At 53.7% G+C, this 14,043-nt stretch carries 10 protein-coding genes; 7 read left to right on the forward strand and 3 right to left on the reverse strand.

What is annotated here, in order from left to right:
* Together ACILP3_RS07875 and purU are read right to left on the reverse strand one after the other, a co-directional pair.
* The coding region (locus ACILP3_RS07875; RefSeq protein WP_395616108.1) for an alcohol dehydrogenase catalytic domain-containing protein at positions 1-495 on the reverse strand (495 nt) is incomplete at its 3' end.
* 38 nt (positions 496-533) lie between these two features.
* Complete coding sequence (gene purU, locus ACILP3_RS07880; RefSeq protein ID WP_395616109.1) at positions 534-1,391, reverse strand: formyltetrahydrofolate deformylase; 858 nt, start codon at positions 1,389-1,391, stop codon at positions 534-536.
* A gap of 240 nt (positions 1,392-1,631) precedes the next feature.
* Here purU and ACILP3_RS07885 point away from each other — a divergent pair, with 240 nt between their 5' ends.
* The 7 genes from ACILP3_RS07885 (at position 1,632) to ACILP3_RS07915 (ending at position 13,026) form a co-directional block, all read left to right on the forward strand.
* Positions 1,632-4,337 (forward strand): TonB-dependent receptor, encoded by a 2,706-nt coding sequence (locus tag ACILP3_RS07885; protein ID WP_395616110.1) that lies wholly within the window; start codon positions 1,632-1,634, stop codon positions 4,335-4,337.
* 129 nt (positions 4,338-4,466) lie between these two features.
* On the forward strand, positions 4,467-6,467 hold the full coding sequence (locus tag ACILP3_RS07890; RefSeq protein ID WP_395616135.1) for a tetratricopeptide repeat-containing sulfotransferase family protein: 2,001 nt from the start codon (positions 4,467-4,469) through the stop codon (positions 6,465-6,467).
* An 11-nt stretch (positions 6,468-6,478) separates the two neighbouring features.
* Positions 6,479-7,786 carry a spinster family MFS transporter gene (locus ACILP3_RS07895; protein WP_395616111.1) on the forward strand — a complete coding sequence of 436 codons (1,308 nt, stop codon included), beginning with the start codon at positions 6,479-6,481 and terminating at the stop codon, positions 7,784-7,786.
* A complete protein-coding gene (locus tag ACILP3_RS07900; RefSeq protein ID WP_395616112.1) occupies positions 7,779-9,218 on the forward strand; it encodes an aldehyde dehydrogenase family protein in 1,440 nt (479 codons plus the stop codon). The genes ACILP3_RS07895 and ACILP3_RS07900 overlap by 8 nt, the downstream gene beginning before the upstream one ends.
* On the forward strand, positions 9,215-10,402 hold the full coding sequence (locus tag ACILP3_RS07905; RefSeq protein WP_395616113.1) for a mandelate racemase/muconate lactonizing enzyme family protein: 1,188 nt from the start codon (positions 9,215-9,217) through the stop codon (positions 10,400-10,402). Before ACILP3_RS07900 ends, ACILP3_RS07905 begins: the two co-directional genes overlap by 4 nt.
* Complete coding sequence (locus ACILP3_RS07910) at positions 10,399-12,024, forward strand: GMC family oxidoreductase (RefSeq protein WP_395616114.1); 1,626 nt, start codon at positions 10,399-10,401, stop codon at positions 12,022-12,024. Before ACILP3_RS07905 ends, ACILP3_RS07910 begins: the two co-directional genes overlap by 4 nt.
* A 69-nt stretch (positions 12,025-12,093) precedes the next feature.
* The gene (locus ACILP3_RS07915) at positions 12,094-13,026 is read left to right on the forward strand and encodes a LysR substrate-binding domain-containing protein (RefSeq protein WP_395616115.1); all 933 of its coding nucleotides are present in this window, start codon (positions 12,094-12,096) and stop codon (positions 13,024-13,026) included.
* On the opposite strand, the gene ACILP3_RS07920 is transcribed toward ACILP3_RS07915, so the two are convergent.
* Positions 13,023-13,976 (reverse strand): NAD(P)-dependent oxidoreductase, encoded by a 954-nt coding sequence (locus ACILP3_RS07920; RefSeq protein WP_395616116.1) that lies wholly within the window; start codon positions 13,974-13,976, stop codon positions 13,023-13,025. The genes ACILP3_RS07915 and ACILP3_RS07920 overlap by 4 nt on opposite strands.
* Positions 13,977-14,043 lie beyond the last annotated feature (67 nt).

Raw genomic sequence — 14,043 nt, forward strand, 5'->3', positions numbered from 1 at the left:
GCAGCTCGACTGAAATGGTGCATCCTCACGGATTTTGGCAACCGCAATCTCTGGCAATACGGTAAAGTTCGAAAAGGTCGAGCAGCCCATATAATGAAATATCGTCTGGCCCTTATAAGAGAAACGCGATGTACCATCGGGCATCAGGCCCTTGCCCTGCGTCGCGCGGATCGCGGTGCACAGGTTGGTCTTGCCCGACAGGCAGGACTTACACTGGCGACATTCCGGTGTGTATAAGGGTATAACATGGTCGCCCGCCTTGACACTGGTCACGCCAGCGCCAACCTCACGCACAATGCCTGCGCCTTCATGGCCCAAAACGCTTGGGAAAATACCCTCGCTGTCAAAACCGTCGAGCGTATAGGCATCGGTATGGCAAATCCCCGTTGCCATAATCTCCACCAACACTTCGCCGGCCTTGGGACCTTCCAAGTCCAACTCAACGATTTCCAAAGGCTTCTTGGCCTCAAATGCAACAGCTGCCCGGGTCTTCATGTCAGAAATCCTTCATCATTATCGGCTTTGCGCGAAATTTACTTGAACACAATAGTACGGTTGCCGTTCAGCATCACGCGATGTTCCAAATGGAGCTTGACCGCGCGCGCCAGAACACGGCTTTCGGTGTCTTGGCCTTGGGCAATTAAATCATCGACCGTGTCTGCATGGTCGACAATGGATACGTCTTGCGTGATGATCGGCCCTTCGTCGAGGTCAGCGGTCACATAATGCGCCGTGGCACCAACCATTTTGACGCCCCGTTCATGCGCGCGGTGATACGGCTTTGCGCCTTTGAATCCTGGCAGAAAGCTGTGATGAATGTTAATCACACGGCCATCAAGTTTACGGCAAAGCTGATCCGACAGGACTTGCATATAACGCGCAAGGATGATGAGGTCGACTTGCTGCTCCTCCACCATCGCTAGTAATTTGGCCTCTTGTTCCAACTTATTTTCTGGCGTGATCGGCAAATGGTGAAAAGCTATGCCTTCATGCTCTGCGCGGCGTTGCCAATTCAAATGGTTGGATACGATGCTGGTAACTTCCATCGGCAACCGGTTGGTTGAGGTACGGTACAGCAAATCGTTCAAGCAATGACCGCCTTGGCTGACCATGATCATGGCGCGGAGTTTTTTGCGCAGGTCGTGGATGCGCCACTCCAACCGGAATGCGGTTGCAACTGGCATAAATGCAGCGCCAAAGCTTTCAATCGTTGTTTCGGGCGTGCACGAAACGGCGATGCGCATAAAAAACCGATTAGTATTTTCGTCGCTATACTGCGAACTTTCGACGATATTACAATTCTGGCTGGCGATCGAGTTGGCGACAGCGGCAACGATACCTTTTCGGTCCTCGCACATAATCAGCAAAACAAAGTCTGCACCCGTTTTCATCTTCTATCCTACTCCCATAGAAATTGGGCACCGCCTAGCCGTCCAACTCCGCACTAACCATCTCGTTCCGATATATATTAGGTCTTCTAATCGGGATATGAAGATGATGTAATTGATTGAAGAATTTATTTTACCAATCGCGAAAATTTGGTCAGTTGCTTGACTGGGTCTCCAGTTTCAGTCTGTATGTCGGAGATAAATAGCCGCCGCTGTGTCGGGGGATGGTTGAGGGGAAAGAAATTGAAAAGTTACTTAAAAATTTCGACAGCTGCGATGGTCATCGCGTCGGCCAGCGTTGGCATCGGCATAAATCCTGCATTTGCGCAGCAAACAGCGGAAGAACAGGATCGCGGAATCGCTGATATTGTTGTGACGGCAACGCGTCGCGAAGAGTCGGTCAACCGGGTGCCGCTTGCTATCACGGCCTTGGGCGGTGAATCGCTGAACGAGCTGAACATCACTAAATTCGATAAGTTGATCGAGTATCTTCCTAATGTCCGCTCGGCTTCGCGCGGTCCAGGCGCATCTTCCATCTTCATCCGCGGTCTGTCGACAGACTCGCCTGGTCTGCAAATCGCAGGTACCGCTGGTGCGCAGCCTACGGTTGCGCTGTACATTAACGATGCGCCTGCATCGCTTGTTGGCCGTAACCTTGACCTTTACGCAGTTGACCTTCAGCGCGTCGAAGTGCTGGCAGGTCCACAAGGCACGCTCTTTGGTGCAAGTGCGATGGGCGGCGCGGTCCGCTACATCACCAACAAGCCAGACACGAGCGCGTTTAGCGCCGGCTTCAACTCCAGCTACGCCTTTACCAAGGGTGGTGAAGAAAGCGTTGCTGGCGACGCGTTTATCAACATTCCTGTAGTTCAGGACAAGCTTGCGGTTCGCGCTGTGTTTTATACCGACCGTCAGGGTGGTTACATCGACAATATCGCAGCAACATACCAAATGCCGTTCAACGGCAATGTGGGCGTCGCCGGCAAGTTGCCGACAGGCAATCCGTTGCTCGTGATGCGCGCTATCCAGTCTTGCCAAGCAACGGCAACCACCGTCGTGGCAAATTGTAACGGCAGCCTTTACCGCGCGCCGACCCGTCAAACGATCAACAACGACGCATTTGTTGAGGACAATTATAACGACGCAACCTATCGCGGCGGACGTGTTGCGCTGACGTGGAAAGTCACCGACGATTGGTCGGTCGATTTGATGCATGTGCGTCAGGAACTCGACACCGACGGTGTGTTCGATTTTGAACCCGATGTGGGCGACCTTAAGGTGACCAAGTTTAACGACAATTCGTTACGTGACCGTGTAAGCCTGTCGACTTGGGGCGTGAATGGCCGTCTTGGTGCGCTTGATATGATCTACACCGGTTCATTCCTAAAGCATCGTGCGACGCAGGTTGCCGATTATGCCGGATATTCAAACATCGGTCTGTATCTGCCATATTATGAATGCGATCGCGGCGTATATTACACCGCAGCGTATAACGGTAACATCGGCAATACCTGCTATGCGCCGAGCAAAAGCTATCAGGTTCGTAACCGGACTGAGCGTATGACGCATGAGTTCCGCGTAACAACGCCTGCTGATAAGCGTCTGCGCGGTACCTTTGGTTTGTTCTACGATGATAACAAATTGTTCGACAATACCGACTGGTCCTATCTGCAGCAGGCCGCTGGCTTCATTTACCGTCGTGCACCAAATACGTCAGTAAATGCGAACGACACCAGCATTCGTCCAGGCAAGGTTGGCTTCTTCAACGATATCCAACGCAAGGATACGCAGTTTGCCGCTTATGGTGAGGCGTCCTTTGATATCGTTCCAGACAAGCTAACTTTCACTGGCGGTCTTCGTTATTATGACGAAAAGGCTTCGATTAACGGGTCGTCCAACGGCAGCTTTGGCGGAGCACGTGGCGTATATAATGCCGCTACCGGAACATATTCGTCCGGAGCTACGCCGCCAACGACGTATAATGTGAGCGCCAACCTGAACGTACTTTATGCTGACGCATCGCCAGCAAAGTATAGCGGCACATTGTATAAAGCCAATTTGACCTACCGTCTGACTGACACGTCCTTGGTATATGCGACCTATTCGGATGGTTTCCGTCCAGGCGGCTTCAACCGTCGTCCGTGCCGCGTACCAAGTGCGATTTGCCCAACCAATGCCGACTTTGTCCGTTTGGGTACATATGTGCCTGATAAGGTACAGAATTATGAAGTTGGTGGTAAATTCTCACTGCTCGATCGTCGTTTGCAGGTTAACTTCGCAGCCTATCAGATCGACTGGAGCAACATCCAGATTACGGTTTTCGACCAGAATATCTCGAACCAGACATTCACCACAAACTTGGTGGATGCGCGGATCAGGGGTCTGGAAGGTGACGTAACGTGGCGCACCACGCCGGAATTGACGTTCAACAGCGCATTTTCGTTCAACGACTCTGAAATGACCAAGTACCGGAAAAACACAACGGTGCTCCGTCCGCTTGGTGGCCCGCTTGCTTTGAGCCCCAAATTCCAGTTCAATGCACGTCTGCATTGGGAAAAGGAGCTTTCCTCGGGTCTGACGCCATTTGCGCAAATCGGCATTCATTATGTCGGCAAGAGCGTCTCTGACGTTATCGACAATGTCGACATTCGCTACCAATCGTCGAACCCGACGCTTGGTTATGCGGCAGCGATCCCTGTCACCTATAACGGCGTAACTGTCCGTCCAGGTGACGTGATTGCACCGATAGATGCGGCGCAGAACCTCGCTTCCTACACCACGGCAGGAATGTCGTTCGGCGTGTCAAAGGATGAGTGGCGTCTGGAAGTATTTGGTGACAACCTGACCGATAAGCGTCCTGAGCTGTACAAGAGCGGCAATGACGGTGAACTGCGGACGACGACATCGCGTCCACGCACAATCGGACTTCGCTTCTCGTACAAGATTTAAGTGAAAAGGCGGGCGCCCCTGGGAAACTAGGGGCGCTTTGTCATTTCTGCATTTCTGCATTGCGTTAAGCGTGCAAAGTGCTGCAGGGTTCGCGCAACCGTTCGTCACAATATGGGAGAGTAAGTGACAATGTTGGCCGAGGCCTCGCCGGAAACCATGGACGCCAACTTGCGTGAAGCGCGGTCGCATTTGCAAAATGGCCGCTTTGCTGACGCAGAGGCCTTATGTGCTGCCATGCTCAAAACGGCGTCCGATAACATTGATGCACTGTATATTTTGGCCGTGACGCAGCGGATGCAGCGAAAAGTGCCGGCAGCACTCATTACGCTCGATAGATTGATTGCCGTTGATTCAGGCTATGGCCGTGCTTGGCAAGAGCGTGGCCATTGCTTTCGCGATGCCGGTCGTGTCGAAGAAGCGGTTGCTGCTTATCAGCGGGCCGTGACGCATAATGGTGCGCTTGTCGCAAGCTGGCGTATTCTTTCCGAATTACATGATGCGGCTGGGCGCGAAGGGCCAGCTAATTTTGCCCATGCGCAATTTACCCATCTATCTGCCCTTCCGGCTGAGTTGTTGAGCGTCGCGAGCTTTATTCAAGAAGGGCGCATCTACAAGGCCGAGCAATTGTGTCGCGCATTCCTGCAGCGCAACGGTCACCATGTTGAGGCGATGCGCTTGCTTGCTGATATCGGCATGAAATTTAATGCTTATGACGAAGCGGAGTTTCTGCTCGAGTCTTGTAAGGTGCTGGAACCGGACAATGTCAGCGCGCATTTTGATTATGTGAAAGTGCTGCGCAAGCGTCAAAAATTTGAACTGGCACTCAGCGAAGCTTCAGAACTGCGCGAAAAAGAACCGGGTAATCCCGAGTTTGAAATGCTCTACGCCAATGAAAATCTTGCCGTCGGCAATTTTGATGAAGCGATGTTGATTTATGAGGCCTTGCTTGGATCAATGCCCAATAATCCGGGTATAAATCTGACCTATGGGCATGCGCTAAAAACCGTTGGCCGACAAAATGAAGCAATTTCCGCCTACCGACGGGCGTATGAAGTGCGGCCAGACTGCGGTGATGCATATTGGAGCCTCGCCAATTTAAAAACCTACCGGTTCGATGACACCGAAATTGCGCAGATGCAGGCGCGACAAGCTTCGCCCATGACGGCGCTGGATGATCGATATCATTTATGTTTTGCGTTGGGCAAGGCGTTGGAAGATCGCGGCGATTATGACGCGTCTTTCGAATATTATGAACTGGGCAATCGGTTGAAGCGTGAGGAGCTGAAATATAATCCGAGCCGGCTGTCGAACGAAATGCGGCTGCAACGCGAACTGGTAACGCCGGAACTGCTGGAGACATTTTCAGGGGCAGGCTGTGCTGCCACGGACCCGATTTTCATTGTTGGCCTGCCGCGTGCGGGGTCGACGTTGCTGGAACAAATCCTCGCCTCGCACAGCCAAGTCGAAGGGACGATGGAGCTCCCGAATATCTTTGCTTTGGCCTTCCGCCTTGACCGGCAGCGCGTTGTGGGGGAAGAACCGGAATATCCTGCAAATTTAGCGGATTTGACGCATGAAGACGTAACTCGTTTCGGCGAAGAGTTTATCCGCGACACGCAGGTCTATCGCAAAAAAGGCACGCCCTTCTTCATCGATAAAATGCCAAATAATTTCCGGCATATTGGCCTCATTCAGATGATTTTGCCAAACGCGAAGATCATCGATGCGCGGCGCGGAGCCATGGGGTGCTGCTTCAGCGGGTTTAAACAACTCTTCGCCGAAGGTCAGGAATTCACCTACGGGCTAGAGGAGGTTGGCCAATATTATGCCGATTATGTCCAGCTCATGGATCATTGGGATAATGTGCTGCCGGGCAAGATTTTGCGCGTCCGTTATGAGGAAGTCGTTGCGGATCTGGAAACCCAAGTCCGGCGCTTGCTCGATTATTGTGGGCTTCCTTTTGAAGAAGCCTGCCTTAACTTCCACCAGAATGAGCGCGCGGTCCGCACCGCGAGCTCGGAACAGGTGCGACAACCCATTTTCAAAAGCGGCGTCGATCAGTGGGAAAATTTCAGCAATTTTCTGGATCCGCTGCGCAACAAATTAGGGCCAGAACTGGCCGCAACCTGAGGGGAATGACGATGGCGAATAACGAGCCGACCGCACCAGTTAGTGCCGATGAAGTGTCCTCGCTGGGGCAGCGATGGTATGTCCTCATCATGATGATGCTGGTGTATACGATTAGCATTGCTGATCGTTATGTCTTGTCCACTTTGCTTGGCCCGATTAGCGAGGAATTGAACCTAAGCGATACCGAAACGGCATGGCTTGGCCTGCCGCTGGCGCTTTTCTATGTGATCATGGGCATCCCCTTGTCATGGTTGTGCGACCGAACGAACCGCCGCAACCTGCTGGCCGCGTCGGTTGCTGTCTGGTCATTTATGACGGCGATTACGGGTTATACGCGCGGTTATTTTGACTTATTGTTGGCCCGTGTGGGCGTTGGCATCGGTGAGGCTGGCGGCACACCGGCGTGCAATTCCATTATTGCTGATTATTTCCCCGCCGACCGGCGTTCCATGGCGATGACCGTGTTCGCACTGGGCGCGCCCATCGGCGCGTGGCTTGGTTCCGACATTGCGGGATTGGTATCGACATTACATGGCTGGCGCGCCGCATTCTTGGTGCTGGGCATACCGGGTATCATTTTGGCGCTGATCATTCTGGTAACGATTAAGGAACCCAAGCGCGGGCGCCTTGACGTAGTGCAGGAAGATAAAGCGCCGACGATCATGGAAACGATGAAATTCCTATGGTCACAAAAATCGGCCGTGCATGCGATGACGGGCAGCGGCCTGTCTGCATTTTGGGGCTGGGGACTGATGTGGTTCACGCCACTGTTCCTGCAACGCACTTATGGCATGGATGAAGGCGAAGCCGGCAGAATGTTGGGCTCGATTTACCTTATTGGCGGAATTGGTGCGTCTTTATTGACGGCATGGGTGGTGGCGCGCCCTACTTACACCGATCCACGTAAAATCGCCCGGCTTTTGGCCGTGGTAACGGCATTGGCAACTATCCCATCATTTTTTGCTTATTATACGCGCGATTTGGGGATGGCGCAGTTCATGTGGTGGTTGTTTATTCCGGCAATCTATTTCTACATCGGCCCAGCATTTGCGCTGTGCCAGAATTTGGCTGCACCCAAAATGCGTTCCATGGCTGTGGCGATATCCCTGGTTATTGCCAATGTCCTGAACCTGATTGTCGCGCCTACTATTGTTGGCAGCCTCAGCGACTTTTTTGATGCTGCAGGTGGCGGCAATGCAGACTCGCTGCGCATTGCCCAGCTCATTCTCGCACCCACCGGCCTGTGGGCGGCCTGGCATTATTGGCGTGCCGAAAAATACATTATTGCAGATCAAAAGAGAGCCATTGGATATGTCTAATTCGCCGCTTAAGTCTTATATCAATGGCGCATGGGTGTTGCCTGCGACTTCCACGGCAACGGTGGATGCGATCAATCCTGCTACCGAAGAAGTCTGCGCCGTTGTTGCGGTTTGCGGGCACGACGATGCTGATCGGGCGGTCCTTGCCGCGCGGGCGGCATTTGATGGCTATGCCGCGACCACGCTGGAACACCGGATTGCCTTGGTGGAAAAGCTGATCAGCATTTTTGAGCGGCGCTATGACGAAATGGTTGCGGCCATATCGACCGAGATGGGTGCGCCATATGACCTGTCTTATGATGCGCAGGCCGAAAGTGGCCCCGGCCATTTGCGCGCAACGGTTAAGGCCGTGCGCGAAATGACATGGGAATATGATGTCGGCACAGATGGCATTGTCACGCATGAGCCTATTGGCGTTTGCGTCCTGATTACGCCATGGAACTGGCCGATAAATCAGATCGTCTGCAAGGTTGGCCCCGCGCTCATTACCGGCTGTACGATGGTGTTGAAACCCAGCGAGATGGCCCCCTTGTCGGCGCAGCTCTTTGCCGAAATGGTGGAAGAGGCCGGATTCCCGAAAGGCGTGTTCAACATGGTCCACGGCACCGGCGCGTCGGTCGGCGATACGCTGACTAGCCATCCCGAGGTCGATATGATCTCCTTTACCGGATCGACACGGGCGGGCATTCAAATTGCCAAAAACGCTGCCGATACAGTGAAGCGTGTTGCGCAGGAACTGGGCGGAAAATCGGCCAATATCGTCTTTGCGGATAGCGACTTAGAGGCGGCGGTCACACAGGGCGTGTTGCATTGCTATGGCAATACCGGTCAATCTTGCAACGCCCCGACGCGTATGCTTGTCGAGCAATCCGTCTATGACGCGGCGGTTGCCATTGCGGCCCGTGTTGCAAAAGCGGTGCAGCTTGGCGATCCCATGGCGAAGGGGCCGCATTATGGCCCGGTTGTCAGCAAGGCACATTATGACAAGATCCAGGGCCTTATTCAGGTCGGGATTGACGAAGGTGCACAGCTTGTTGCCGGCGGCACTGGCCGGGCCGAAGGCTTTGATCGCGGCTATTATGTGAAACCCACGGTCTTTGCGGGCGTTCATAACCAAATGCGCATCGCGCAAGAAGAAGTGTTCGGGCCCGTGCTCGTGCTCATTCCCTTTAAGGATGAAGCAGATGCGATCGCTATCGCCAATGACTCGCCATATGGGCTTTACGCTTATGTGCAGACCAGCGACATGGATCGTGCGCGCCGTGTGGCGCGGTTGATGCGGGCGGGCGGCGTGAGCATAAATGGCACGAGCCAGGATTATATGGCGCCGTTTGGCGGATATAAACAATCGGGCAATGGCCGCGAATATGGCGAATTTGGTGTCCGCGATTTTCTGGAGATTAAATCGATCAGCGGGTTTCGCCCCCTATGAAGCTGACCGACATTGAAACCTTTGTCGTCGGTAATCCGCCGCCGCATTTTGGCGGGCGCTATTTCGTCTTCGTCAAGATAACGACCGACAGCGGCGTATCGGGTATTGGTGAGGCCTATTGCGTGCCGTTCGAACCACATCTTGTCGCCAAAATGATTGAGGATGTGTTTGCGCGTTATGTCGCAGGTAATGACCCGCACGATATCGAAAATATGTGGCGCAGGGTATATTCCAGCGGATTTACCCAGCATCCCGATTTGACATTGATGGGCGTGTTGTCGGCGCTGGAAATGGCGTGTTGGGACATCATCGGTAAAGAGGCCAACAAGCCAGTGTATAAGTTGCTTGGCGGGCAGGTGCATGAACGATTGCGCGCTTACACCTATATCTATCCGCGACCCGGCGACACAAAAGATGTCTATCACGACCCGGATCTGGCGGCAGAGCGGTCAGCGGAATATTTAGCCCAAGGCTTTACCGCTTTGAAATTTGATCCGGCGGGCCCCTATTCGGCTTTTGATGGCCGACAATTGTCGTTGGAAGCACTGGATCTGTGCGAACGTTTTGCAAAATCTTTGCGCGAAGCGGTGGGCATGAAAGCCGATCTTTTGTTCGGGACGCACGGTCAAATGACCGCGGCGGGGGCAATTCGCCTTGCCAAGCGGCTAGAGCCTTATGACCCTTTGTGGTTGGAAGAACCCGTGCCGCCTGATGCGCCCGATGAAATGGCCAAGGTGGCAAGGGCAACGTCGATCCCTGTCGCAACGGGTGAACGATTGACGACGAAATATGATTTTGCCCGACTGTTGCGTGCCGGCGCGGCGGCGATTTTGCAAATGAACCTTGGCCGGGTCGGCGGCATATTGGAAGCAAAGAAGATCGCAGCCATGGCGGAAGTTGATCATGTCCAGATTGCGCCGCATTTATATTGCGGTCCAATTGTGGGCGCGGCCAATATCCAGATTGCGACCTGCTCGCCGAACTTCCTCATCCTTGAAAGCATTGAGAGTTGGGGCGGATTCCATACCGAAATTTTGAAATCGCCTATCCGCTTTGAAGAGGGGCATGTCATCCCGTCGACTGCGCCAGGCTTAGGGGTCGAATTGAACGAAGATGTGGCCCGTGCCCATCCTTATACCGGTAACATGCTCCACCTTGAAATGACGCAGCAGCCCGTTCAGTGACCGAAGAGTTTGACTATATCATCGTCGGCGCAGGCACGGCGGGTTGTGTGCTTGCCAATCGCTTGACGGAAGACGGCAAATATAGCGTCTTATTACTCGAAGCAGGGGGCAGCGACCGGTCCATCTGGATTCAAATGCCCATTGGCTATGGCCGCACCTTTTTCGATAAGCGCATTAACTGGATGTACGATACCGAACCGGTTGAGGCGCTGGGGGGCAGACGAAGCTATTGGCCACGCGGCAAGGTGATTGGCGGGTCTGGTTCGATCAATGCCATGGTCTATGTGCGTGGACAGCCGCGCGATTTTGATGACTGGAAAGCCTTGGGTAATCAAGGCTGGGGTTGGGACGATGTGTTGCCCTATTTCAAAAAGTCAGAGAATTTCGATTGGCACAGCGCACATCACGGCCAAGGCGGGCCGCAGCATGTCACGGACATATCGTCCTTTGCGCATCCCATCTGTCGTAGCTTTATCGAATCCGCGCAGACATTGGGCTTTCCGGCCAGCAGTGACTTCAACGGCGGCAAGCCAGAGGGCGTAGGCTATTATCAAATCAACACGCGCGGCGGTTGGCGTGCGTCCACGGCGAATGCGTTTCTGCATCCGGCGCGAAAGCGCAAGACGCTGAAGCTACAGACCGAAGCCCATGTTTCGCGCATATTGTTCGAAGGACGGCGCGCGGTAGGGGTTGCCTATAGCTGCAAAGGCGCGCGCAAAGAGGCAAAGGCGCGGCGCGAGGTCATACTTTCGGGTGGCGCGATTAACTCGCCTCAATTGTTGATGCTATCGGGCATTGGACCTGCAGACCATTTGAAAGATATGGGCATTGATACGCTGGTCGATGCAAAAGCGGTGGGCCGCAATTTACAGGACCATATTGCCGTATCCTATTTTTATAAGGTTCGGACGGCCACGTTGAACGATCTGCTGCACCCGTTTTTGGGCAAATTGCGGGCGGGCTTGCGTTATGTTGCCGACCGCGCCGGGCCGTTGTCCTTAAGCGTCAATCAAAGTGGTGGTTTTGTGCGGAGCGATGCGACCAAAGAGCACCCCAATTTGCAACTCTATTTTAGTCCGGTCAGTTATACCAAGACCCCGCTGTCGGAACGCAAGCTGCTGAACCCCGATCCATTTTCGGCATTCCTGCTGTCGCATAACCCCTGTCGTCCGACCAGTCGGGGGCATATTGAACTGAACGGTGCGAATCCTTCCGAATATCCGGCCATCCACCCCAATTACCTCGCAACGCAAGCAGACATTGATGACGTCTTGGCGGGCAACCGGATCTTGCGCCAACTTGCGGCTACCAAGCCGCTTGCTGATATCATTACCGAGGAACTTATTCCCGGTAGCGATGTGGACGGTGATGAAGCCCTGCTGGCGGATTTTCGGGCCCGCGCCGACACGGTGTATCATCCCACCAGCACTTGTATGATGGGGACAGACCCGGCCACTTCGGTAGTGGATGTTCGCTTGCGCGTGCATAATGTTGAGGGCTTGCGGGTTGTCGATGCGTCGGTGTTTCCGACGATCACATCGGGAAATACGAACGCACCAACCGTCATGGTCGCAGAAAAGGGTGCGGCGATGATTTTGGAAGATGCAAAATCGATGCGTTAATTTTATTTACCAGTCCTTTTCCGCTGTGCTATCTGCCTGCATCAGCGCGAATCCGGGGAGGGAGTGGCGATGCATCCGAAGATTGATCTTAAGCAATTGCCGCCATTGAAAGCGCTGAAAGGCTTTGAAGCAGCGACGCGTCACCAAAGTATTCGCGACGCAGCCGATGAGCTTTGCCTGACACATCCTGCGGTCAGCCATCAAGTCCAACTGATCGAAGACGCGCTTGGCGTTACTTTGTTCGTTCAAGAAGGACGCCATATTGTCTCGACCGAAGAAGGCAAGGTGCTGTACCCTTATGTGCGCGCCGCGTTTGAATCCTTGTTGGAGGGCGTTGAAGAAGTTCATCGCAATGCCCTGGATAAGCCACTTCGGGTGCAAACCTATGTCACTGCGTCCATCCGCTGGCTTGCGAAGCGTGTGCCGCAATTTCTGGCCGACCATCCCGAAATTAAACTCACGCTCAATACGTGCGCGGTCGAATGGGAATTTGATGATGTGCATGCGGATGTGGGGCTGGTCTATTGCGCAACCGAGCCTGATCCAGCCAAGTTTCATTGGGTTCCGTTATATGAATATGCCTTGTTCCCGGTATGTAGTCCTGAGGTCGCGGCGGCCATGGGTAAAAAGCCGACATCACAACAATTGATGACCAAGCCTCTTGTCGCGATTTACACCGAAGTACAAAATTGGGAGACTTGGTTTGCATCCGTTGGTGCCGAGTTTGAACCATCCGTTCCATATCTGATGGTTGATACCTTGGCCGTCGCGCTTGAAATGGCGCTCAACGGTGAAGGCATCGCGTTGGTCAACGGGCCGTTTGTGGATCAGGATCTAGCTGCCGGACGGCTGGTGCAGCCTATCGTCCATAAGGCCATTTGCCCCGGTGCATGGGGGTTAATCTGCCGCAAGGACATGCGGGAAAATCCGCGGATCCGGACTTTCATGGATTGGGTGCATAAAAACGTGTCCGATAGTCGCTCGGCGGTTGCGGCGATTTAGCGTCTGGCAACAACCTCGTAACCCGGCTCTTCGGGTTCATCGTCGACCATATCAGCAGGAAAGCCCGTACCCAATACTTTAAGGCCCAACGGCTCTTCGTAGCGGCGGATGATATTGGGTGAAAACTCACGCGGACCATAGGCTGCCTCACCCTCTTTGAATATCTTGACGATAAGTGGCGATAGCTCGACAGGTACATTGGCCGCATGCGCGATTTTGTCGAACAGGCCGACATCCTTGCTGACCAAATCCATCGTAAAGTTGATGTCGCGGCTTCCGTTGAGAATAACCTGACTTTCGGTTTCATGGACAAAGCTGTTGCCGGATGAAATCCGGATGGCTTCATATGTTGTGTTCATGTCAAGGCCGATCGCCTTGCATGTCGTCAACGCCTCAGCCAGCGCAACGAGATGCACAGTGCATAGATAATTCGTCATCACCTTCAGTTGCGATGCGGTCCCCAGATCGCCCGTGTGCAAAATGCGGCGACCCATCGTTGTCAAAACGGGCAGAACAAATTCAAATGCAGCCCGCGGGCCGCCTGCAAAAATGGCGATATTGCCCGTGTCGGCACGGTGACAGCCGCCGGAAACGGGGCATTCCATGAACATCGCGCCGCGCGCTTCGACGAGCGCGCCGAGTCGGATGACTTCACTATAATCGGTGGTGCTCATTTCAAGCCAAACTTGCCCCGGGCGCATCACTTGCAAAAAGCCATCTGCGCCCTCTGCAACCGCGGCACTGGCGGCGGGGGACGGCAGGCAGGTGATAATTAAATCAACAGCTTCACCCAATAACTTGGGTGAGGCCGCCGATGACGCGCCGCGCGCAACATATTCGGCGACTAAAGCGTCATCAAGATCACGAACCGTTACGTCATGTCCGTTACGGATAAGGCTTCCCGCCAGTTTTCCGCCGACATTGCCAAGCCCGATAAATCCGATTTTCATGATTACACCCAGTTGTTTTTCAAAAAGCGTTACCCGCCGATTGAAAAAGTTAGAGCGCCGTCGATGC

Origin of the sequence: Sphingorhabdus sp., assembly GCF_044239665.1 — a bacterium.
Taxonomy (GTDB): Bacteria; Pseudomonadota; Alphaproteobacteria; order Sphingomonadales; family Sphingomonadaceae; genus Sphingorhabdus_B.